Below are 21,989 nucleotides of genomic sequence, written 5' to 3'. Positions count from 1 at the left end.
TGAAGGGGGTGCTCTGCAACACGTCTCATTTCCTGAGAAGGTCGAGGTGCGCTGTCGGTGGCTTTCCCGGGCTCTCGCGCAACGAGGCGGTTCGATTGAAGACCAGCCTTTCTGGGCGGGACTCGTCGTCGTGAGTGAAGTAACCTTGGCGCTCAAACTGCAGTGCCTGGCCATGAGGATCAGAGGCGGTTACCCGCTCGACGAGGCAGCCGCGTAGCGTTTGCATGGAATGTGGGTCGAGGTCGGCTGCGAGGTCCGTCGGGCTCGGAATCGCTGCTGAGAAGAGCCGGCCGTAGAGCCTGACCTCGGCCGGCAACGCGTCGACGGCGCTCACCCAGTGGATTGTCGCCGCGACTTTTCGCCCGCCAGCGCTGGCGCGCCCCCTGCTGTCGGGGTCGTAGGCGCAGCGTAGCTCGACCACACGGCCTGCAGCGTCCTTCACGACACCATGGCAAGTGACGAGGTAGGCGTAGCGGAGCCTCACCTCGCGGCCCGGCGCGAGGCGCCGGAAACCATGTGGTGGCGCCTCGTGGAAGTCGTCTTGCTCGATGTACACCTCGCGGGAGAACCGGACGGCTCTCCTCCCGAAGGCTGGGTCCGTCGGGTGGTTTGGCGCGTCGAACTCTTCTATGCGGCCCGCGGGATAGTTCTCGATTGTCAGTTTGAGCGGCTTGAGCACCGCCATTCGTCGCGGAGCCCGCTCGTTAAGGACATCCCGGATCGTTGCCTCCAGGACACCGTCGTCGACCGTGCTGTTGGCCCTCGAAACTCCGACGCCGCGTATGAACCGGCGCACCGCCTCGGGAGGCACGCCGCGTCGGCGCAGGCCTGCAAGCGTCGGCATCCTCGGGTCGTCCCAGCCCGCCACGTGGCCGTCGCGCACTAGCTCCGTCAGCGCGCGTTTTGAAAGGACGGTATGCGTGATACTCAGGCGAGCGAACTCAGATTGTCGGGGTCGCGATGGCACCGGGAGGTTGTCGAGGAACCAGTCGTAGAGAGGTCGGTGATCCTCGAACTCGAGGGTACACAGCGAGTGGCTCACCCCTTCGATGGCGTCGCACTGGCCGTGCGCGAAGTCATAGCTCGGGTAGATGTGCCAGGCCGTGCCGGTGCGCGGATGGCTGGCGTTGAGAATACGGTAGATGACGGGGTCGCGCAGGTTGAGATTCGCTGACGCCATGTCGATTTTCGCGCGGAGCACCCGCTCGCCGTTCCTGAATTCGCCGGCGCGCATCCGCGCGAGCAGCTCGGCGTTTTCCTCCACGCTACGCTCGCGGAACGGGCTGTTCCGACCCGGGCTCGTCAATGTCCCCCTGCCCTCTCTAACATCGTGGGCGGACTGGTCGTCCACGTATGCTTTTCCGATGCGGACGAGATGGCAGGCCCAGGCGTAGAGCTGTTCGAAGTAGTCGGAGGCGAAGTGGAGGCCCTGCGCCCAATCGAATCCGAGCCACTGGACGTCGCGCTTGATCGCGTCGATGTACTCCACCCTCTCCTTTGCCGGGTTCGTATCGTCGAGGCGCAAGTTGCAGCGGCCGCCGAATTCCCTCGCAAGCTCGTAATTCAGCACGATCGACTTCGCGTGCCCCAGGTGGAGGAAGCCGTTCGGCTCGGGTGGAAAGCGCGTGACCACGACGCGCGTGCGGCCGGTCTCGATGTCAGACGCTATGATGCTGCGAATGAAATTGCTGGCGCTCGCGCCCGCTTCTCCGACGTCGTTCTGTTGAGGCACCTTCCGCCTCAAGCCTTGAGTTCATCGGGCGGGTGCGCGCCGAAGCCGTGCATCCTGAGCGCCCACTGCAGCGCCAAGACGGCACCCTTGACCGGCTGCAGGAGAGCTATCGAGGCCAAGGCCGTAATCGGAAGGTAGGCGCCAAGCTGAAACGCCAGCGACGGTGCATAGTCCACCTCGATCCAGAGAATTACTGGAACCAGGACGTGTCCGACGACGACGATCACTAAGTAGGCCGGCAGGTCGTCGGCTCGGTGGCCGGTGAAATCGAGGCGGCAGACAGAGCAGTGGTCGTCGACTTTGAGAAACGCACAAAACAGGCGACCGCGCCCGCAGCGTGGGCACCTTCCTCGAACGCCCCTCCGAAGGGATAGGCCAACGTTGCGCCGGGCGGCAGTCTCTGCAGACGTCCAGTCGTTGTCGTGACCTTTAACCGGGCCTTCAACCGTCGTGGCCATCGCCCGTCCTCCTGACTCACACGGCAGCACAGTATTCGGCGACGGCGCCCAAGCGCCATTCAAATGGGGCATGTAGTCGATAACCCGGCATGATCATGACGGCCTGCGCGCGTCCAACGGAGGCGACTCGCCCTCGATGCCTGACAAGGATTGGCCGGATAGAGCCTCTATGCAAGGAGGGCAAGTCATGCGCGATGATAGCGTGGCTTACGCAGCCATGAGGATCACGAGTCTAAGAGGTGAACGACGAGGAAACGAAGCGTGCGCTCTTCCCGTCGAACTACCCCGCTCCCGACAGCTAGGCGGCAGCCGGGTCTCATCCCGTCGCAATTGCGGGAATGGAAACGATAACAGCACGGCATTTCCCAACGACTGGAATGAAACCTAGTGTTCGGTGTGGCGGGTCTACGGAGACCACCGGTCGTGCGGCGTTCGCGCTCGCAGGTTTGTTCCTGTGTTGACCGTAGATTTGTCGTGGCGGCCTGAGCGCAGCGAAATCAAGGAGAGTGCAAATGAACCTCGACGCCAGGGACATGGTCGAGGCCGTTTCATATCTCCTGAGACGCGGCTACGACCACGAATACCGGATAAGGGACGGCCAGCTCTACGACCTGACTGCCGACAAGCCCGTCACCGTCGGCGACGCGCGCGTGGATGGCGCGATGAGGTTCGAGAGCGCGCCGGGTACGGGGGACAGTTCAAACATCTACGCGATCGCCGACCCGAAGGCCGGCAGCAAGGGCCTTTTGATCGACGCTTTTGATGCCATGGACCAGGAGTGCTCGCGAGAACTCTACGAACAGCTAAACGCAAACCGCCCCACACGTCACGACAACGTAGGCGAAATAGCAATCCGATATGGCCTGCGGAAGATCTTCAAGGAGGAATTTGACGGGGATCCCGAGCGCTTTGTACTCCGCATCGGGTTCCCCGACTTCCCCCCGTGCCCGTTCGGGCAGTCGTTCTCGATGCTCGGGTTCGACACGGCGGAGCAATCCTACGTCTGGCTGGTCACCAGCATCCTGCGAGATTCTAGGCTTGAGAGAGTCCCCTACCAGGGGGCCGACGTGCCCGACAACGAATGAGCGCCCGATGTTCAGGCTTCCTGGTGGTATCGCCACCGACCCGGCCTATGCGGCGCCTCTTACAAAGGACGTGAGATGAACAAACAGATCGTGAAGCAAACAATGCTGTCGCTCGAGGCGCGCGACCTCGAGAGCGCGAGAGAGAAATACCTGGAATATGTCGAGAGCGCCCGGCTCGATAGAAGCGAGCCGATCGAAGACGACGAGCAAGCGCAGGCAGAGCTCGCGAGCGACCTGTCCGAAGCGTTCGACGACACCGTTCACTCGCACTCCGACAAGATCGAGAAGCTCTCGGCGATGGACTTCGGGCCGAAGAGCAAGGTCGAGGAAGGCGCAGTGGTGAAGCTAGGCGGACGGTTTTTCGTTATTGCCGTGTCGACAGGCAAGTTTGTGTGCGACGGCAACGAGGTCATGGGCATCTCCACCCAGGCCCCGATCTATGCTGTGTTGGAGGGCAAGCGCGCCGGTGATGCGATCTCGTTCAACGGAACGGAGCTCGTGATCGAGGAGGTCGCCTGACAGCTGCGACACCGAAGGTCGAAAGCTGCCCCTCGTCATAACGCGGCGACCGTCGCGAATCTGTGTAGAGTGTAGCAATGAGCGGATGACGTATGGCACGGCCCGGGCGATCTTCCCAAGCCTTCCCTGACGTCGACAGCCGGACACTGAAGCACCGTCACGTCGTGCGCCTGAAGTTCACTCCGCCCTTGGACTGGCGGTCGACGCTCGACGCTAGAGCAACCAAGCACGTAGGAGTCACCGATGTCTTTCCGCTTTATCACCAAGTCTATCCACGCCTACCTGATCGATTATCCTGTCGCGATCGTCTTGATCGCAGCGCCGTTCGTGCAAAAGCTCGGCCAGAGCGGACCGGTCGCAATGTGGCTTTCGGTTGTTGTCGGTGTGGCCGCGCTGCTCTTGGCCGCCCTGACCGACCATCCCACTGGGCTCGTCCGCATCATTCCCTACTGGCTGCACCTTTGGGTCGATCGCGCCGTCGGGGTGGTGTTTGTCATCGCACCGTTTGCCTTCAAATTCGCTGGCTTCGACGCCTGGTACTACTGGGTCCTCGCTGCCGCTGTCCTGCTCACAACGTCAGTCTTTAACGCGCCTGAGGAGCCAGTCGCGACGCGTTCGGGATTGGACAGGCGCACGGCGGGTTGAAGGCGGCGACGGCGTCGTCGAGGGTCGAGACGTTGCCGATGCTCGTCCGCAGCCGGCCGTCCTTCGGGCGGTGCGGCGCGGACCGCGTGGCTGATATTTAAGTGGTTTAACATGGACCCGTTTGCTCAGCCGCAAGACCGAAGCGCCACGATCGGGCCGCGCTTCGACTATTTGGCGCAGGCTCCCGCAGCGGCGGCAATTTGCTACCCTTTTCTACTCCGGGCCTTTCATGCCGTCGTCGGCACGCAAGCCGCAACGCCTTCGCCTCTCGCAATTGTCGGCGCGACCTTGATCCTGGCAGTGGCGTTCGTCGTGCCGTTTGTCGCGCTCGCGCTCGCTTGCCGGCCCGACGCCGATCCAGGGGCGCGGCGGCTTGCCTATGCCGGCGTGGCGGCCCCAACGCTCTATGTCTTTCTTGGCGTCGTTCAGGCCCTGATTCACAGCCCTATCCCCGACGAAATCGTGTGGTGCGTGCTTTGGCTCGCAATCGCGATTTGGTCACAGACTGCCCGCAATCTCGTCGGTGCAACGCGGCCGACCGTGGGGCGCTGGCGCATCGTCCACGGAATGACGGCGGCGCTCTTGTCCCTATACGTGGCGTTCCATTTAGCCAATCACCTGTTTGGGTTGATCGGCCCCGACGCACATGCGGCTGTCATGAAGATCGGCCGCGTTGTCTACCGCTCTAGCCTGGGTGAACCGCTGTTGGTCGCGGCCATGCTTTTCCAAATCGGCACCGGCCTGTTTCTGGCATGGCGTTGGAGTGCCGCCCCGCAGGGCTTCCATCGGACATTTCAGGTCGCCTCGGGGGCCTACCTTTCGCTGTTCATCCTCGGGCACATGAACTCGGTTTTCATCTACGCTCGAAGCTTTCTCGGTATACCGACCGATTGGAATTTCGCGATCGGAGCCCCGACTGGGCTCATTCATGACGCATGGAATATCCGCCTGTTGCCTCATTACGCGCTCGGCGTGTTCTTTGTCCTAAGCCACCTTGCGTCGGGATTACGGGTGGTGCTGATCGCGCACGGCGTCGATCGACGCGCCGCAAATCGCCTTTGGGGCACGGGCATCGCAATAAGCGCCGTTATCTCAGCCGCGATCATCGCGGGTATGTGCGGGGTTCGAATCAGCTAGGCGAGGGCGGCGGTAGGGGTGGGGGCACGCGGCCCACGAGGGTGAACGCGGCTATCGCCACGGCGGCAAACGGCTTAAAAAGCGTTCACTGTCAGCAACTCCTTTCGTGATGAAAAACCTCGCCTCTGATGAGGACCAGCGCGGGGCATCAGCTCCGCACAGGCGCAAATCATCATCGTACATTTCTCCGCACGCCGCTGCGAGCCCTTTCGTACATCGCGCGCCCCTCCAAAGGCGCGCGGACATCGAAGCTCAAGCTCACGGCAGCCGATATTCGGCGTGGGCGTACCAGAAGTATCAGAACAGACGAGGCAGGCCTCCGGAGCGGAACGTGAGGCGTTAGACACGGGGCCTTCACGATGCATACGACGTCATGCTGTCGTTGGCGACGAACACGATCGCGCGCGACGGTGTCGCGCGCAACGCGGCCCGTACTCGCCCAGACTTCCCCGATTTCCGCGAACCTTTCAACGCGAGCGATGAAGTCGGCCTTCAGGCAATCCAGGGGAACATTGGATATGGCTCGCAGACTGACTGTGCGTGATAAAGCTATAACGACCCTTTCGGGGCAAGTACGTCGGTGGTTCGCTTCTTCACATCACGGCCGGCTCCCGTGCCTGAGTTCACTCTCAATCGCAAGACTAGGTCGTCCATCGCAGAATGCCGTAGAAAATCGCGGAATATCGTGGTTTGAGCGCCCATGGAGCGACTCGAACCACCGCGCGTTCCTGGCGACGGTTCCTTTCTTTTGGTTTGAATTCTTGGAACAGTAGTGTTGGTGGTATCCATGTTGGTATGGATATTTAGCTACTGCGGAAAGCTAAATAACAACAATAACCTGACTGTCGAATTCAATGCCGGCCAGGGTCGCCTCGCTGACTTAGGATCGTCATCGGCCCCGGCACGCCGATTCAGAGTTGCTCGCCAACCTTCGGCAAGGGGGCAGTTGTCCTATTTGTACGCCACAGCTACCCAGCAGCCATCCCTGCGCTCTAGATTTCTTTCTTGCTGGAGAAGCCTGCGATCTTATTGGCTCAAACCGATCATGGTTCGGGGCGGAGGCATGGGCGGCAAGGACGAAAAACCTCGGATCGAGACATTTGGGTCGCCTGGTAGTCGGAAAATGCTGCCTCCCACGAAGCGCCATCGCAAGAACCGCGGCATGCCGCCGCCCGCGGCGTTCGATATCGATACGCTGCCGGGCAGCTCTAATTTGACGGCATTAGAGACGGCCGCGGTCATCCGGCGCACGCCCGGAGCGCTGGAGCAGTGGCGGCGCGATCCGAACCACCCGCTGCAATGGCGCTACGTCGATGGCCGCCCGCTCTATCGTGTCGATGCGGTGCGAGACTATCTGGCCGGGTGCGATAAGACCACTAAGCGCCTTCAGCCGCATAATGCTCGCGGAGACGGCCAAGCAGCTCGGCCTTGATGGGGTCGAGCGGATTCGTCCGCTGCAGGCGCACGACCTTGCCGACCCGTTTCGCGCCGACCAACTCCGCGATGTAGTCATGAGCCGCTTCGAATGCCATCTTGCGGATGATCCACTGTTCGTCGTGATTGTAGACCTGATCGATTCCGCGCGGCTTTTGCCCGACACAGAGCCGCTGGATTTCGTTGTCGTAGCCACAGCGCGACATGATGGTTCGCAAGCTGCGCCTTAGGTCATGCATGGTGAACTTGGCGACACCCGCTTCCTTGACCAGGCGGTTGACCATCTTGGTGAAGCCCGACATCCGGCCGCCGGTCTTCGGTGACGGGAAAACATAGTCGGACGTCGCGCGCTGGAAATGTTTCGCGGCCGCGAGCACCTCATCAACGAGGTGGGTGCGCGGCACGTCGTGGTGCAGGCCCATCTTGGTCCAAGCCGCATCGAAGGTGATGCGGTCATCCATGATGTGCTTTCGCCACTCGATGATGGTTGGCTCGCTGCGGCGCGGGCCACCAAGTAGGCACATGCGTGCCAATTGTCCAAAAGCCCCGAGCTTGCCGGATGCGTGCCAAACCTTGATGATCTCCTCATCGATCAGCGCGCGGCCCTTCGTTCGGCGCCCGACCCGCTGTGCGCGGGTTTCCTTGGGCTCGCGGTAGCCTGCGAGCACGTTGTGTGCGACATAGCCTTCGCCAATGCACCACTCGAGGAAGGTATGGGTGTGCTTGCGCAAGTCCTTGGCCGCGCCGCGCTTGCCGGTCTTGGCGATCTTGTCCACGGCCGCCATGATCTGCCGTCGCGTCAGGTCACCGATGGCAAGATCGACATGATCCTTGAGACCCCGTCGCAGCGCCGACATTGCCGGTTTCCAGTTGACGACTTGGCGTCCGGTCAGGGACGTTTGGTAGGGGCCATCTTCAATGATCAGGGTCGCCAGCGTGGTGCACTGCTTCTCCGCCAGCTGTTGCCGCTTTGCCTCGCGTTTGGCGTCGTTCGGATCGACCCCAATGACCACCGCGCCGGCCGCGATGATGGCGGCCTTGCGCGCGGCCTTCTCATTGAACTTAGGCCATGCGCCCAGAGTCTTGCGTTGGGTGCCTCTCATCCCGGGCTTGGTGAACAGGTAGACCCATGTCCGGCCGCCAGTTGCGCGCATCCTGATCGCGAGCCCTGGCTGCTCTGTGTCGTGCAGATAGTGCTGCGATTTGCCCGGCGGCAGCGTGGCTGCACGTATCGCCGCGTCAGTGAGCCTCAGGTAGTTCGTCACTTCGGCTCTGAGACCCTTCTCGCTGTTTTCCATCGTTTGCGCCCTGCTCCTTGTGTCCTGGGACACGTCGACGGAGACCAAGAAACGGACCACAAACCGTTCCCTCCGCGTTCCCAGCTCTGTTGTGCCCCACGGGAAAATTCACGAAGGGCACGGCAGGGGCATACAAAATGTAGCAAGGCCAGCTATGGCCCTCTATGGGCCAATATGGCCACAAATCCCTGCGCTGCAAGGACTTTTACAATTTTACTATGGCTTAATTTGGTTGGCTGGGGTATACAAATTGTGGTTCACACGGGAGAGGTCCAAGGTTCGATCCCTTGTGCGTCCACCATTCCAAAGCCCCGTAAATCGGGGCTTTTGTCTTTTGGTACCCGCCTATTCGGCGGATAGCCGCGTCACCAGCGTGACGCGTGTAGGCGCATCGAAATCGGCTTACCTATTCGATGTGGGCTTTTTCCTTCAGGTCGCGGATGCGAATTTCGGCCTCTTCCTTCGAGGTCACGATTTCGGACTGATCGGGGACGCGGGCCTCCCGGCTGAGCCTCTTCAATTCCTCAAGCTGTTCATGCGTGGGCTTTTCGGTCATGGGTACCTCCTCTGACGGGGCAACCGTGTCAAGAACGTCGTGTTCCCCTTGAGACGACCGTTGCGGCCGCCACAGGAAGAGAGAGGCGCAGCCCAGGCGGCCTTACTCCGGCGCCCTCATGCCGGGCGAGCGGAGCCATTCGTTTAGCCGAGATGCGGCTTCCATCTGTCGCGCCCGCCGCAAGAGCAGTTCCCGGGCCATGCCGGGCTGTGCCTCCCTTGCCGCCTCTCTGAAGCGCTTGGCCTCTTCCGCCAGCCGTTCTTCGAAGGTCTTCTCATGCTTGATGCGCCGTCGTGTTGGCATGCCCGTGGTCCTCGTTCACGAGGGCCATTGAAATCCCGTGCCGGATCGCCGTCTGCCCGGCAGCAGACTCATCGAGCAGGCTGCTTCCTTTCGCCAACAAGTCGCGGCCCGTAGTTTGCCCGTCTTGCCGGAACTCGATTCTCGGGGCGTCGTGGTAGCGGCACTTTCCGGGAGCGAACCATGCTTACAACCCTTCTTGTGATGGCGGCCATCACCATCATCGCGGGCGCCGCGCTGATCGCTATTTCCGAGCTCACCCGTGCGCGCCACCCGCAAGCCGGTCCGCCGCCGCGGCGCCGGGCGTTTTAACGGCGCGTCCCGCGTTCGCAGCGGAGCCCTTGTTGCTGGCCATCAGCAGAAAGGGCCCCAGCGGCGGCGCTGAGGTCCTTTCAGTTAATGTCGCATCGGGGATATGCGACACACGGTCCAATGCGGCTCGCAGATTTTCGTTCCTATCGCGCTATGGCGCCGCGGGATCCAGTGCAGCCGCATTTAGCGCGGCGACGATCGCGTCGATATCAAGCCAAATGCCAATCCCAATGAATTAAAATGGCGCCGATTACTCGTTCCAGGACCTTTTCGTTTTAGCCAGCGCGGCTGCGCCAATTCTGGCACAACCGCGCTATCGGATTTCACAGGGGATTGAACCACTATTCAAGCAGCATGCGGGTTAACAACCGTGTACCCTCGTAACGAGCGTGCATGGATTCTCGTTGCGCGGCCGCCCGAGTTTGCATCGTATGCCATCCACGTATCACCTTCGACATGTCGCTCTAGAACGAAAACGTGCCCACGCCGCGCAGCGACCATTCCGGGTGCTGGCGATGTTCGTGGAAAGCGCAGCCAGTTGGATGCGAGATTTAGACCAGGCACGATCCGGCCGAAAACACGTATAGACGCGCCGCAGCCGCAGAACGAGCGGGGACAACCGGCCGGACGACCGCCGACCGTTTGACCGCGATCGACACTCACGCCCGCCAATTCGCGACGGTAACTCTGTGCGGTCGCTTGATGTGTGTAAGAACTAATCCGCTCACGACGGGGTTGCGAAAACGAGAAGTCGCAAGGCATCGTCACATTGCATTCGGGTATTTGAGCGGTACGGGAAGGACGGGCTTCCGAAGCGATCGACCCGGTTACAACAAGGACAGACGCAACAAGAATTTGTTTGAGCATGCAGAACTCCGATTTAACGGTCCTGCCCCGCAGTCAGAAGCCGATAACAGTTTGGCGAAAATGCGTTTAGGAGCGGCCGATGCTTCGGTGTGCGGAACCCCCAACCGCATCTGAACGCCTGGTTCACAACGTGTTCATTTGCTTTGCCGTTAATTATTCGAAGGAGGATCTGACATGACAAATGCGAATAATCGCTTCGATGCGATCGATGTTGTCGTTGGCTGGATCGACGCCTGTAAGCAGCGACGCCTCGATGCGCTATTGGACTTGTATGACGATGCCGCCACCGTCGAATGCTGTGAGGACGGCCGCTTCAATGGCCGATCGGACATGGAGCGATATTGGCGGCCACGACTCGCCAAGGCGGGAAACAACGCGTTCGCCATTGACGTGTTGATCCCGGAGGTGGACGGCATTGCACTGGATTATCGCGGTTACGACGGAAGGATCATGAGAACGCATTTCCGATTCACGCAATCCGGCAAGATCCGGCACACGGCGTGCGAACCAGTAAAATCCGCCGCGTGGCGACGAACGATCGGCCATTGATGTGAAGCCGCTCGGCAGTCAGATCGAGCACGTCTCTCGGTATTTGAACCGTCGACCTGGATGATGATGATCGTTGCCTTGGCGGGCATCGGGGTCTGCGCCTATCGACGGCGTAATCCATTTGCTCGGGCATGACCCGCCAGCCCTTCTCTCAGAACAACGAAAAAAAGACCGCCCAAGGGGCGGTCTTTTTTTCGTTCTGGTTCAGGAGATCAACTACGTGATGCTGCAGCGCCGACGATGGTGCGTCCTGTTAACCGGACAAGGCAGGCTTCCTCGTGACCGGCAGCACGCGGGTCGCACAGAGATAGCCTAAGTCAGATCCCGAGCACCCATATCGCCACGATGGTGCCCAGCGTCGCTAGTCCGCTGATGGTCCATCCGGTTGCGTAAGAGAACTCATTATCGCTGGTGCCGCGCATCTCGTCGGCGCCTGTGGATGCAGACCGCCACCGCATGGCATTGCTCCAAAAAGCCTGCCCGCAGGTGTAACGTCGGCCCGGGTTCCCGGTTCCACTCAATTTGTAGGCCGTCGGAGAGACGGCCACGAATCTTCGATCAGACGAAGGAAAGCCGGCGCGCGTCGGCCGGTGCGACCTCGTTTTCGTCGCCGACGATGATGGTGACCTTCCATCCCTCGCTGGCCCAGACCCGCGCTTTGGCGACCGCCACCAGCATGCTGCTTCGGTCCATCCTGACGGTCTCGTCCTTGCGTTCCGCCACGATCCTGTACGCCATGCCACATCCCCTACGCACGTAGAACTACTGGGGAACGATGTTCCGTTACCGCTTTGGCCGCAATTGGCCGACAATTTGTCCAATCGGGGGCATGGTTAACGGTGCTGGGGACAGTTCGGCCGCTATTTCACAGCGTTTCGCACTGCAAGCGCCGGTTTGGTCACGCCGTCGAGCCCGGTCAGTATCAGGACGGTCAACAGGGCGTTCTGCGGGCCGTACCAGGCGTTGGTTGGCTTGTACCATTCGTTGCGCGAGTGCCAGTTGCCGCCCTCGCCGCCGCCGCCAATGGTGACGGCAGGGATGCCGAGCGACATCGCGATGTTGGAATCGGTGGACGAGCCGGCAAAGGTCGGCCGCGGCCCCTTGGTGACCGCGGAGACCGCGCGCTGGGTCGCCTGCACGATCGGCGAATCCATCGCGACAATGCCCGCCGGCCGGTCGCCGATCAGTTTTGCCTCGACCGTCATCTTGTCGGACTTCCAGCGCGCGTTCTCATCCGCCACCGCTTCCTTCACGAGTTCGAGCAGCCGGGCCTCGAGCTTGAGCAGTTCCTCGGTCGAATTCGAGCGCATGTCGACGGCCATCCGCGCTTCTGCGGCGATGGCGTTGACCGAGGTACCTCCGGTCACGGTGCCGACGGTAAACGTGGTCTTGGGATCTGACGGCGGCTGCAGCTCGGAAATTTTCGCGATCGCCCGGCCCATCGCATGCGTCGCGCTCGGCAGTCCGAACTCCTGGAACGAGTGCCCGCCCGGGCCCTTGAAGATGAACTCGTAGCGATGGCTGCCGGTCGCCTGGTTGACGACGCGGGTGATGCCGAGCCCGTCGATCGAGATGAAGCCGTCGATATCGGCGTGATCGCGGAACAGCGCCTTCACGCCGCGCAGATTGCCGAGCTCTTCCTCGCCGACGGTGCCGACGAACAGGATGTCGCCGACGGTCGCGATCGCGTTTTCGTTCATCACCTTGATCAACGACAGCAATGTCGCAAGACCGCGTGAATCGTCGCCGATGCCTGGCGCTACGATCGCGCCGTCCTTTTCCTTCACCGTGACGTCGGTGCCTTCGGGAAACACCGTGTCGAGATGCGCGGAAACCACGAGCTTGGGCCGGCCACCGCCACTGCCCTTGCGTAGCGCGATCACATTGCCTTCGGCGTCGATCGACGCATTCTTGAAGCCGAGCTCCTGCATCCGGTTCTGAAAATATTCGGCACGGACTTTTTCCTTGAACGGCGGCGCCGGAATTTCGGTGATGCGCTTCTGCTCGGTGAAGGTCCGCTCGTCGTCAGCCTTGATGTCGTCGAGCGTCTTGGCGATTTTGGGATGGGCCAGAATGGCTTCCAGATCGGGCGCGGAAGCTTGCGCAGCGGCCTGCTGCACCAGAGCGTGCTGTGCGACGGCGACAAATGCGATGGTCAGGATCGATCGACTGAGCGTCATCAAAATCTCCCTTCGCGGACTTCAACCTGCGCTTAGCCCTGCATCCTTCAGTCGCTGCGCGAACCAGCCGGACAGGGCCTGGTCGAGAACGCCGCTGGTATAGACCTCCGACATCGCGACGTGGGTCTTGCCCAGCGTCAGCAGCACGCCGATCCAGTAGGCGAACCACAAGTGCGGATCGGTCAGCGCGCGCAGCTTGTGCTGGTCATGTTCGAGCGGCTGGTGATTGGCCGATTTGCGCACCTCGACCGCGAGCAGATTGTTGGGAATGACGCGCTGGTGCACCACGATGTCGGGATAGATGGATTTTGCGAGGTGATCGTCGGTCGAGACGGTGGATCCGTGCGGCAGCCGCAGCGTACGGTCGCCGAGCCGGTCGTATTCGCAATCGACCTCCCAGCCCGGGAAGTGCTTTTCGAACTGCACCGCCAGCCGGTGCGTCAGCGCGCGCTCGCCGACATCCCGTTCGAGCAGGAAGGTTTCGCATGCATAAAACTCGCGAAGTGCGGTGACGACCTTCTCCAGTTCAGTCTGCATCTGGCCTCCGCACCGTCATTGCGAGGAGCGAAGCGACGAAGCAATCCAGTCTTGTTTCCTGGCTTTCTGGATTGCTTCGCTACGCTCGCAATGACGATTTCATAATTGCGGCATTCCGGCTAGCTCAAAACTTTCGATGGTCGTTCCCTACATCTGCACTTCGATCAGCCGCGGCCCCGGTTCGGCCACGGCTTCCGCCAGCGCCTTGTTGAAGTCGTCGGCATTGGCGACCGCGCGGCCCGGCACGCCCATGCCCTTGGCAAGCGCCACGAAGTCGAGGTCGGGACGATCGATCTTGAGCATATCCTGCGCGCGCTGCCCCGGCTCGCCGGCGCCGACGCCGTCGAATTCGCCGCGAAGAATCTGGTAGATCTTATTGGCGAATACGATCGTGACGACGTTGAGGCCTTCGCGCGCCTGCGTCCACAGCGATTGCAGCGTGTACATCGCGCTGCCGTCGCCGACCATGCAGATCACCTTGCGATCCGGGCATGCCACCGCGGCACCGGTCGCGACCGGGGTCGAGAAGCCGATCGAGCCACCCATGTTCTGCAGCCAGTCGTGCGGGGCGGCAGCGGCCGTCGGCGGAAAGAAGCCGCGGCCGGTGGTGATGGATTCATCGACCACGATGGCGTTTTCCGGGATCGCCATCGCAATCGCCTGCGCGATCGAGGCGTGCGTCAGCGCACCGGTCGGTTTGGCGATTTCGACCATCTTTTGCGGCTGCCGGTCCTGCGGGTGCGCGTGCAGTGCGCCAGCCAGCGCTTCCAGCGCGGCAACGGAATTTTCCGCGCCGGTGGTCATGCGGTGGACCTCGCAGCCCTGCGGCTTCAGCATGCTCGGCTTGTTCGGATAGGCGAAGAACGCCACGGGGTCGTTGGCCTCGACCAGTACGATGTTCTTGAAATCCTTCAGTATCGGCAGCGCCTGCTCGATCACGTAAGGGATGCGGTCGATCGCGAACCGGCCCCGACCGCGCGCCATGCGCGGATTGTAGGTCTGGCCCATCACCTTGCAGCCGGTCTTGCCCGCGATCTGGGCAGCCAGCGCCAACCCCTGCTCGGTCAGCGCGCTGCCGGTCATCAGCAACAGCGTCGACGCGCCGCCGTTGCGCAAAACCTTGGCGGCATTGTCGACGGCCTGTGCGGAATAATTGGCGCGCTGGCTTTCCGCCGGCGCCAGCGCGATGCCGTCGGCCTCGTTCCAGGCAGTGTCGGCGGGCAGGATCAGCGTGGCAATCTGCGGCGGCGAACTCCTGGCGGCGGCGATCGCGGCCGCGCCATCGGCGGCAACGGATTTGGCATCCGGCGAGGTCCGCACCCAGGACGACATCGGCCGCGCCAACCCTTCGATGTCTGACGTCAGCGGGGCGTTGTAGCCGATGTGGTAGGTCGCGTGCTGGCCGACGATGTTGACGATGCCGGAATTGGCCTTCTTGGCGTTGTGCAAATTGGCAAGACCGTTGGCAAGACCGGGCCCGAGATGCAACAGCGTCGAGGCCGGCGTGCCCTTCATGCGGTAATAGCCGTCGGCAGCTCCCGTCACCACGCCCTCGAACAGGCCGAGCACGCAGCGCATCCCCTCGACCCGGTCCAGTGCGGCGACGAAATGCATCTCCGAGGTGCCGGGATTGGTGAAGCAGACGTCCACCCCGCCCGCGACCAATGTCCGCACCAGACTTTCCGCACCGTTCATGGTCTCATTCCCCTTCGCGCTTTGTTCTTAAGAACCGCTAACGATCAAACATTGTTCGCACGTTTCGTCAAAGGTTTAGCGGAACAATGCAGCCATCGATTCCAGCGTGTTGCCTTTTTTAACCGCGGCGTCTGAAAATGGCTGTGGTCACAGGCTCGTTGCTTGCACGACCGCCGCAATTATGGCCTGTCTCAACCTGCATATTCAGATTTTTTCGCGAGGGAGAAAAATGATCCGGGCTTTTGCTTTGCTGTTTGCAGCAATCACGATGCTGGTGGGGACCGGTCACGCGCAGGCCCAAAATCTCTTTTTCTTTGAAGACTCGCGCGACATCATGGGCGGCGGCCCCGGTTTCTTCCGACCCGGCATGCCCAGCGGAGCGAGCCCGATCCCGCGCACGACCGTGTATTTTCCCGGCGGTTACGCGCCCGGCACGATCTACATCAACACCGCCGAGCGCCGGCTCTATCTCATTCTCGGCAACGGCCAGGCGATCCGCTACGGCATTGGCGTCGGCCGGGACGGCTTCCGCTGGGGCGGAACCCACCGCATCAGCGCGAAGAAGGAATGGCCGAGCTGGACGCCGCCGGCTCAGATGCTCCGGCGCCGGCCGGATCTGCCGCGCCACATGGCCGGCGGCATCGACAATCCGCTCGGCGCCCGGGCGATGTATCTGGGATCGACGCTGTACCGCATCCACGGCTCCAACGAGCCCGAGACGATCGGACAGGCGGTCTCGTCCGGCTGCTTCCGCATGACCAATGAGGACGTGACCGACCTCTATAGCCGCGTCCGCATCGGCACGCCGGTTATCGTGAGAAATTAGGCTATCGCCATCCCGGAATTGGGTGTCATGCGCGCAAGCGTGTGATCGAGCCTTTCAAGCCTTGCACGCGCGCGCCAATTGCTGCAGCGTTGTTGGAATGCGCACGCCCCGCCGATTCCTGTATGTACGGATGCTAGCGGCTGCTCTGTGCGCCGCGTCACTCGGCGAAACCTTCATGCCGTGCACGGCCTTCGCCGATATTCCCGCCATCGCGCAGCGTCAGCGCACCGAGAAAAAGATCTTCACCGACAGCGAGATCGTCGAGGGCTTTCTGAAGATCGCCTTCGGCGCCGAATATCATCTCGCCGGCCGCGTCGACCGCATCCGCAAATATGACAGGCCGGTGCGGGTGTTCGCCGACGGCACGCGCGCCGACCGCAAGGCGCAGCTTGCGAAGATCGTGGCCGACATCGCCGCGCATGTTCAGCACCTCGACATCGCCATGGTCGAAACCAGCGAAGACGCCAACGTGCAGGTCAAGCTGGTGCGCGACCGCGATCTCCAGCGCACTATCGCGACCTTCTACGGCAGCGAGCGGGCGCGCCAGATTCGCTCTTCGCTCGACCCGCAATGCCTGTCCGGCTTTCGCAAGAACGAGAAATTCGAAATCGAGCATTCCGACGTGATCCTCACCGTCGACAATGGCGACTTCGTCTTCTTCGACTGCGCCTATGAGGAATTGCTGCAGTCGCTCGGGCCGATCAACGATACCTCGACCGTGCCCTGGACCATGTTCAACGACAATGTGTCGAGGGGCTATTTCGATATCTACGACCAATACCTCCTCAACCTTCTCTACGATCCCCGGATCAAGCCCGGCATGACCGTTCAGGAGGTCAAGGCGCTGCTGCCGGACGTGCTGGCCGACGTGCGCACCTGGGTACGAAAGGTCAACAACTTGCCGCAGTGACCGGCCGCGCTCCGATTCCGTCTCGGCCCCCAAATCGGGGCTATCCACCTTTTTTCCAATGACAACGCCAAGTTTTATTGATGAAAGGTTGTGACTTCCAAGAGCAAATCCTGTCTAATGGGGGTCATGGGTGCTTGCTATAAGTCTCTCAAATGAACGACCTGCCGCGGATCCAGGCTCTGCGCTGCTTCATCACCGTGGCCCGCGAAGGCACGGTTTCGCGTGCGGCCACCCTCCTGCACCTGACCCAGCCTGCCGTCAGCCTGCAATTGAAGGGCCTGGAGGAGAGCACCGGCTTGCAGCTTTTCAACCGGACGCCGGGCGGCTTTACCCTGACGGAGGCGGGTGCCGCCCTGCTGCCGCTGGCACATCGGACGGTCTCGGCGTCGGCCGATTTCAGGACCGCGGCGGATTCCTTGCGCGAATCGCTGCGGGGCACGCTGCGCGTCGGCACGATCCTCGACCCCGAGTCGATCCGGCTCGGTCCGTTCGTGCGAAGCCTCGCCATCTCCTCGAAGAAGACCGAAGTCTTCTTGCGCTACGGCATGGCCGAGGACGTGCTGGCGCAGATCGGCAGAGGCGAGCTCGACGTGGGATACTACATCGACACCACACCAGCCGGATTGCTTACGTCAGGGATGCTGTCCGAACGCACCATCGACGATGGCAAGTTCCAGCTCATGGCGCTGACGCGCTTCGACTACCGCGTGATCGCCCCTCGCCAATGGAGCGGCAAGGTCCTAGGCAAGGGCTGGGCCGATCTCGTCGACCTGCCCTGGATCGGAACGCCGCATGACTCGGCGCAGCGGAGGCTGGTCGACGACGTGTTCCGGCCGATCGGCTCATCGCCGAAGCGCATCGGCTTCGCCGATCAGGAAGAAGCCATGATCGATCTTGTCGAAGGTGGCAATGGCCTCGGCCTCACCCGCGACAGCGTGCTCGACCGCGTCACGAGCAAACGGAATTTCGTGATTGCCGACAAGGTGGCGCTAACCTGCGATCTCGGTTTCGCCTGCCTGACGTCGCGGCGCAACGAGCCGATGATTGCACAAGCCTTCTCGGCCATGCAGGCGGTGTGGGACTTGAAGCCGGCCGGTGCAGCACCTGCACCGATCGAAGCGGCGAGATCACGGAAGAGCGCCCGTAGATAAGCCAGCCCGGTCAGATCTTGCCGTCGCAGATCGATTTCAGCGATCGCCATTCCTCTGATGTCAACAGTGGCGGCCCGCTGGCCGGCGGGTCTTGCCGGCTCATCCTTGCCAGCCGGTCCTCGCTCAAGGGGTGGGTGGAGATGATGGAGAGACCCTTGCCCTCCTTTCCAGTGACCCGAAGCAGCAATTCCCCGGTCGGCTTCGCCGGCCGGCCGAGCCGGTGCATGACGTCGATCGCAAAACTGTCGGCATCGGTCTCGGCTTCGCGCGAATGCGACGACGTCACCAGCGTGCGCGAGCCGAAGATGAGCGCGCTGGATCCCGTGATATCGCCGAACAACAATCCGATCAGGAACGACGTGCCGCCGTTGTGAATCATTGCGCGCATGCTGTCGCGATGCTTGAGATGGCCGAGCTCATGGGCCAGCACGCCCGCAATCTCGTCGGCGTTCTCGGCCTTCGCCAACAATCCGTTGAACAGATAGACCTTGCCGCCCGGCAGCGCGAAGGCATTCGGCAACGAGCTCGACAGCACGCCCGACTGCACCGAGGTGTCGAGGCCCGCGGATTCGCGAAGCGCGGTGACGAGTTTTGTGAAGGCCTTCTGCCCGGCGGCATTGTCGCACACCTTGGCATCGAACATCGTCTTGACCTGGCTGTCTGCGACATCGCCGAGCCGCCGTTCGAACGCTTCGGGCACCAGCGGCGTGAGGCGATCGGCCGCGAGCGGAAGTCCGAACAGCACCACGGCGACGATCGACGCCGCGGCCGCGAGCGACCAGCCGACGATGGCGGCAACGCCGCGGCGGCCGATCATGTGGTCATCGATGTTGGTGCAGCGCGACACCAGCTCGTTGGCAAGCTCCTTGTCGCGAAGTTCAAGTCGCGCCAGCGCGGGCGCGGTCAAGCAGCTCAGGCGCAGCACACCGGCCGGGCTGTCGGCGCGGCGGATGTCGGCGTAGGCCCACGCCGCCAGCGCTTGTTCGCCCTCGTCGATTGCGAGCCGGTCGGCAAGGCGGAGCGTCACCATGCGCCGCCGGCTCGACGTTCCGTCGAAATAGGTCGCCGAACCGAGCGTGGTCGATTTTGCAGGCGTTGGTGTATCGCTATCCATGACCATCAGGACTCTGAAGCCTTAGAAGCCGCCGACATCGAGGCCGTCGGCGAATCCTTCGCCCAGCGCGTTGGCCATTCCGCCGCGCGCCGAAACGTTGGCGGCTGTCTCGATACCGCTGACATTGATCGATCCGAGCACCCTGACCCAGAGATCACGCAACAGATAGACCCGGATCACGATATTCATCGTCAGCGCAAACACCAGGTAGCCGATGCCCGCGAGCACCAGAAGCGGAATGCTCTTCATGAATTCCTGCGACTTGAAGAACTCGCTGAATGCATCGCCACTCATGCTGGCGACCAATACCGCCGCCAGCGCCAGGTAGGCCGAGAACACCAATCCGAGCACCACGATCCAGCCGATGACTTTCCAGTACAGGCCGATCAGCGCGCTCTTGGGCAAGGACGATTCCACACGCACGCCGCCGAACCGGATGCCCGACAGCCACCAGCGCCATTCGATCGCCTTGAAGGCCCCGTAGATAAACGGCGCGAGCGGATACACCATCATGGCGACGGGCGCCAGCAGCCATAGCCACCAGCCGCGCTTGAAAAACTCCCAGCCGCGCCCCTCAAAACTGCCCTGCAGGTCACCGTAGAAGGTGTGGCGCATCTTGTAGCGTTCGAGCGCGGCCGAGCGCCACGGCAGCGCCAGCCCGAGCGTCACCGCCGACAACAGGCCCCACAGTGTCGCCTGCAAGGCATAGATCCAGCCCGATCCGGTCATCCAGAACCGCAGGCCGCGCCACACCGTGCGCGTCAGCCGGTAACGGCGTGCGCGGTAGATCGCGAACTGCCCGAACACATAGAAAAACGCGACCAGCGGAATACTGGCAAACGCCTGGATATGCTCGGCCTCGAGGCCGACCAGAAAATAGCCGAGATAGACTGGCACCAGGATCGCGAGCGCGACCAGAAATCCGATCAGCAATTCCTTGCCGCGGCCGGTATATTCCGCGGCGTCGCCGTCGACATGGGTGTTGGCCCAGAGATGGCGGCGGATGTCGGTGAGCAGCCAAAACCGGTAGAAGCCGAGGGTGACGAATTCCAGCCCGGCGCCGCGTTTGACCAGATCAAAGAATTCGCCGCGGCTGCCGGAAAACGCCACCGGCATTGGCGGCGGCACGGGCAAGGGCTGCGGTGGCGGCACCTGCGGCGGCCAGCTCATCTGGTTCATGGTTCAACTCCAACGCGAACGGTAGCGGATCAAACCACAGATTTGCCGGTTGTTGTGTGACCCAGCTCCCACACATGCATTGAAGCTTGCGGGGTTTGAGGCTGGGCGGAGCCGTCGCGCCACACTGGGACCACGTGCGTTGAGAGAGCTCCTCATCCCAACCTTCTCCCCGCAAGAGCGGGGAGAAGGAGCAAGAGCTACGCCGTCTTTTCGAACAGCTCCCGCCCGATCAGCATGCGGCGGATTTCGCTGGTGCCGGCGCCAATCTCGTAGAGTTTGGCGTCGCGCAACAGCCGCCCGGTCGGGTAGTCGTTGATATAGCCGTTGCCGCCAAGGAGCTGGATGGCGTCGAGCGCGCATTGCGTCGCCTTCTCCGCGGCGTAGAGGATCGCACCGGCGGCGTCCTCGCGCGTGGTCTCGCCGCGGTCGCAGGCTTTTGCCACGGCGTACACGTAGGCGCGCGAGGCGTTCATCGTGGTGTACATGTCGGCTATCTTGCCCTGCACCAGCTGGAAGCTGCCGATCGGCTCACCGAACTGCTTGCGCTCGTGCACGTAGGGCAGCACCACGTCCATGCAGGCCTGCATGATGCCGATCGGCCCCGCCGCCAGCACCGCGCGCTCATAGTCGAGGCCGCTCATCAACACATTGGCGCCACGGCCGACCTCGCTGAGCACATTCTCCTCCGGCACCTCGCAATCCTCAAACAGCAGTTCGCAGGTGTCGGAGCCGCGCATGCCGAGCTTGTCGAGTTTCTGCGCCGTGGAAAAGCCCTTCATGCCCTTTTCGATGAGGAAGGCGGTGATGCCGCGCGGGCCGGCGTTAGGATCAGTCTTGGCGTAGACCACCAGCGTGTCCGCCTCAGGGCCGTTGGTGATCCACATCTTGTTGCCGTTCAGCACGAAGCGGTCGCCCTTCTTTTCGGCGCGGGTCTTCATCGAGACCACGTCCGAGCCAGCACCCGGCTCCGACATCGCGAGCGAGCCGACATGCTCGCCCGAGATGAGCTTCGGCAGGTATTTGCGCTTCTGTGCATCACTGCCGTTGCGGCGGATCTGGTTGACGCAGAGGTTGGAATGGGCGCCGTAGGACAGGCCGACGGAGGCGGATGCCCGCGACATTTCTTCCAGTGCGATGCAGTGCTCAAGATAACCGAGACCGGCGCCGCCATATTCCTCTTCCACCGTGATGCCGTGCAGGCCGAGCGCGCCGATCCTGGGCCAGAGATCGCGTGGGAACTGATTGCTGCGGTCGATCTCGGCGGCGCGCGGGGCGATTTCGTTTTGCGAAAACGCATGCACGGTCTCGCGAATGGCGTCCGCAGTCTCGCCGAGGTCGAAGTTGAACATCCGATGGGCGTTGGGAATCATTGCCGCCTCCCGGCGAATTAAATGTTGTTTCAAACAGACTTAGTACCCGGGCCTACACTTGTCACGCGGCGAAATACGCGCGCGCCGCCCAAGATCGGCCGGCACTGCGATGCGGCCAAATGCGCCCAACTCGCC

23 protein-coding genes and 1 pseudogene are annotated in these 21,989 nt (G+C 62.1%); 11 read left to right on the top strand and 13 right to left on the bottom strand.

Translation table 11 applies throughout. The features are described 5' to 3' along the window. Positions 1–25: 25 nt before the first annotated feature. Both V1278_RS08780 and V1278_RS08775 read right to left on the bottom strand, forming a co-directional pair. A complete protein-coding gene (locus tag V1278_RS08780; RefSeq protein ID WP_334380336.1) occupies positions 26–1,744 on the bottom strand; it encodes a glutamine--tRNA ligase/YqeY domain fusion protein in 1,719 nt (572 codons plus the stop codon). Further along, positions 1,741–2,190 carry a DUF983 domain-containing protein gene (locus V1278_RS08775; RefSeq protein WP_334380335.1) on the bottom strand — a complete coding sequence of 150 codons (450 nt, stop codon included), beginning with the start codon at positions 2,188–2,190 and terminating at the stop codon, positions 1,741–1,743. The genes V1278_RS08780 and V1278_RS08775 overlap by 4 nt, the downstream gene beginning before the upstream one ends. A gap of 512 nt (positions 2,191–2,702) precedes the next feature. On the opposite strand from V1278_RS08775, the gene V1278_RS08770 reads away from it, so the two are divergent. The 5 genes from V1278_RS08770 to V1278_RS08750 all read left to right on the top strand — a co-directional run bounded on the left by V1278_RS08770 (position 2,703) and on the right by V1278_RS08750 (position 7,008). Then, positions 2,703–3,275 (top strand): hypothetical protein, encoded by a 573-nt coding sequence (locus V1278_RS08770; RefSeq protein WP_334380334.1) that lies wholly within the window; start codon positions 2,703–2,705, stop codon positions 3,273–3,275. A 75-nt stretch (positions 3,276–3,350) separates the two neighbouring features. Continuing rightward, complete coding sequence (locus tag V1278_RS08765; protein ID WP_334380332.1) at positions 3,351–3,794, top strand: hypothetical protein; 444 nt, start codon at positions 3,351–3,353, stop codon at positions 3,792–3,794. Positions 3,795–4,037: 243 nt separating this feature from the next. After that, positions 4,038–4,439, top strand: coding sequence for an SPW repeat domain-containing protein (locus V1278_RS08760; protein ID WP_334380330.1), 402 nt, complete (start codon positions 4,038–4,040; stop codon positions 4,437–4,439). A gap of 111 nt (positions 4,440–4,550) precedes the next feature. Next, a complete protein-coding gene (locus V1278_RS08755; RefSeq protein ID WP_334380329.1) occupies positions 4,551–5,576 on the top strand; it encodes a hypothetical protein in 1,026 nt (341 codons plus the stop codon). Between the two features lie 1,063 nt (positions 5,577–6,639). Next, positions 6,640–7,008, top strand: coding sequence for a hypothetical protein (locus V1278_RS08750; RefSeq protein WP_334380328.1), 369 nt, complete (start codon positions 6,640–6,642; stop codon positions 7,006–7,008). Here V1278_RS08750 and V1278_RS08745 read toward each other — a convergent pair. From V1278_RS08745 to V1278_RS08735, 3 genes are all read right to left on the bottom strand, one after another. Next, positions 6,953–8,308 carry a tyrosine-type recombinase/integrase gene (locus V1278_RS08745; RefSeq protein ID WP_334380327.1) on the bottom strand — a complete coding sequence of 452 codons (1,356 nt, stop codon included), beginning with the start codon at positions 8,306–8,308 and terminating at the stop codon, positions 6,953–6,955. The genes V1278_RS08750 and V1278_RS08745 overlap by 56 nt on opposite strands. A gap of 406 nt (positions 8,309–8,714) precedes the next feature. Further along, on the bottom strand, positions 8,715–8,864 hold the full coding sequence (locus tag V1278_RS08740; protein ID WP_334364785.1) for a hypothetical protein: 150 nt from the start codon (positions 8,862–8,864) through the stop codon (positions 8,715–8,717). Positions 8,865–8,966: 102 nt separating this feature from the next. Further along, positions 8,967–9,167 carry a hypothetical protein gene (locus V1278_RS08735; protein WP_028351264.1) on the bottom strand — a complete coding sequence of 67 codons (201 nt, stop codon included), beginning with the start codon at positions 9,165–9,167 and terminating at the stop codon, positions 8,967–8,969. Between the two features lie 180 nt (positions 9,168–9,347). Here V1278_RS08735 and V1278_RS08730 point away from each other — a divergent pair, with 180 nt between their 5' ends. From V1278_RS08730 to V1278_RS36855, 3 genes and pseudogenes are all read left to right on the top strand, one after another. Continuing rightward, positions 9,348–9,476: a hypothetical protein gene (locus V1278_RS08730; protein ID WP_334364786.1), complete on the top strand. Its 129-nt coding sequence runs from the start codon at positions 9,348–9,350 to the stop codon at positions 9,474–9,476. Between the two features lie 1,041 nt (positions 9,477–10,517). Then, a complete protein-coding gene (locus V1278_RS08725) occupies positions 10,518–10,892 on the top strand; it encodes a nuclear transport factor 2 family protein (protein WP_334364787.1) in 375 nt (124 codons plus the stop codon). A gap of 48 nt (positions 10,893–10,940) precedes the next feature. Further along, positions 10,941–11,027 (top strand): annotated as a pseudogene (locus V1278_RS36855) (hypothetical protein); the annotation flags it as partial. 182 nt (positions 11,028–11,209) lie between these two features. On the opposite strand, the gene V1278_RS08720 reads toward V1278_RS36855, so the two are convergent. The 5 genes from V1278_RS08720 to V1278_RS08700 all read right to left on the bottom strand — a co-directional run bounded on the left by V1278_RS08720 (position 11,210) and on the right by V1278_RS08700 (position 15,304). Continuing rightward, positions 11,210–11,350: a hypothetical protein gene (locus V1278_RS08720; RefSeq protein WP_334369288.1), complete on the bottom strand. Its 141-nt coding sequence runs from the start codon at positions 11,348–11,350 to the stop codon at positions 11,210–11,212. Between the two features lie 100 nt (positions 11,351–11,450). Next, positions 11,451–11,630, bottom strand: a complete 180-nt coding sequence (locus V1278_RS08715) for a hypothetical protein (protein ID WP_156433882.1) — start codon at positions 11,628–11,630, stop codon at positions 11,451–11,453. Between the two features lie 122 nt (positions 11,631–11,752). After that, positions 11,753–13,072: a M20/M25/M40 family metallo-hydrolase gene (locus V1278_RS08710; RefSeq protein ID WP_334364788.1), complete on the bottom strand. Its 1,320-nt coding sequence runs from the start codon at positions 13,070–13,072 to the stop codon at positions 11,753–11,755. 21 nt (positions 13,073–13,093) lie between these two features. Then, on the bottom strand, positions 13,094–13,609 hold the full coding sequence (locus V1278_RS08705; protein ID WP_334364789.1) for a hypothetical protein: 516 nt from the start codon (positions 13,607–13,609) through the stop codon (positions 13,094–13,096). Positions 13,610–13,756: 147 nt separating this feature from the next. Continuing rightward, entirely contained in the window at positions 13,757–15,304 is a 1,548-nt protein-coding gene (locus V1278_RS08700; RefSeq protein WP_334364790.1) for an acetolactate synthase large subunit, read from the bottom strand. A 229-nt stretch (positions 15,305–15,533) separates the two neighbouring features. Here V1278_RS08700 and V1278_RS08695 point away from each other — a divergent pair, with 229 nt between their 5' ends. The 3 genes from V1278_RS08695 to V1278_RS08685 all read left to right on the top strand — a co-directional run bounded on the left by V1278_RS08695 (position 15,534) and on the right by V1278_RS08685 (position 18,191). After that, a complete protein-coding gene (locus tag V1278_RS08695) occupies positions 15,534–16,130 on the top strand; it encodes a L,D-transpeptidase (RefSeq protein WP_334364791.1) in 597 nt (198 codons plus the stop codon). Positions 16,131–16,305: 175 nt separating this feature from the next. Then, entirely contained in the window at positions 16,306–17,040 is a 735-nt protein-coding gene (locus V1278_RS08690; protein ID WP_334380326.1) for a DUF2927 domain-containing protein, read from the top strand. A gap of 152 nt (positions 17,041–17,192) precedes the next feature. Further along, positions 17,193–18,191, top strand: a complete 999-nt coding sequence (locus V1278_RS08685) for a LysR family transcriptional regulator (RefSeq protein WP_334380325.1) — start codon at positions 17,193–17,195, stop codon at positions 18,189–18,191. A 10-nt stretch (positions 18,192–18,201) separates the two neighbouring features. On the opposite strand, the gene V1278_RS08680 is transcribed toward V1278_RS08685, so the two are convergent. From V1278_RS08680 to V1278_RS08670, 3 genes are all read right to left on the bottom strand, one after another. Further along, positions 18,202–19,305, bottom strand: a complete 1,104-nt coding sequence (locus V1278_RS08680; RefSeq protein WP_334380324.1) for a M48 family metallopeptidase — start codon at positions 19,303–19,305, stop codon at positions 18,202–18,204. Positions 19,306–19,326: 21 nt separating this feature from the next. Then, entirely contained in the window at positions 19,327–20,484 is a 1,158-nt protein-coding gene (locus V1278_RS08675; protein WP_334380323.1) for a DUF898 family protein, read from the bottom strand. Positions 20,485–20,681: 197 nt separating this feature from the next. Continuing rightward, positions 20,682–21,854: an isovaleryl-CoA dehydrogenase gene (locus tag V1278_RS08670; RefSeq protein ID WP_334380322.1), complete on the bottom strand. Its 1,173-nt coding sequence runs from the start codon at positions 21,852–21,854 to the stop codon at positions 20,682–20,684. Between the last annotated feature and the right edge of the window lie 135 nt (positions 21,855–21,989).

The sequence above is a fragment of the Bradyrhizobium sp. AZCC 1577 genome, assembly GCF_036924575.1.
In the GTDB taxonomy this organism is placed as follows: Bacteria; Pseudomonadota; Alphaproteobacteria; order Rhizobiales; family Xanthobacteraceae; genus Bradyrhizobium.
The sequence above is the reverse complement of the archived record's forward strand: the minus strand, read 5'-3'. Positions and strand labels throughout refer to the sequence as shown.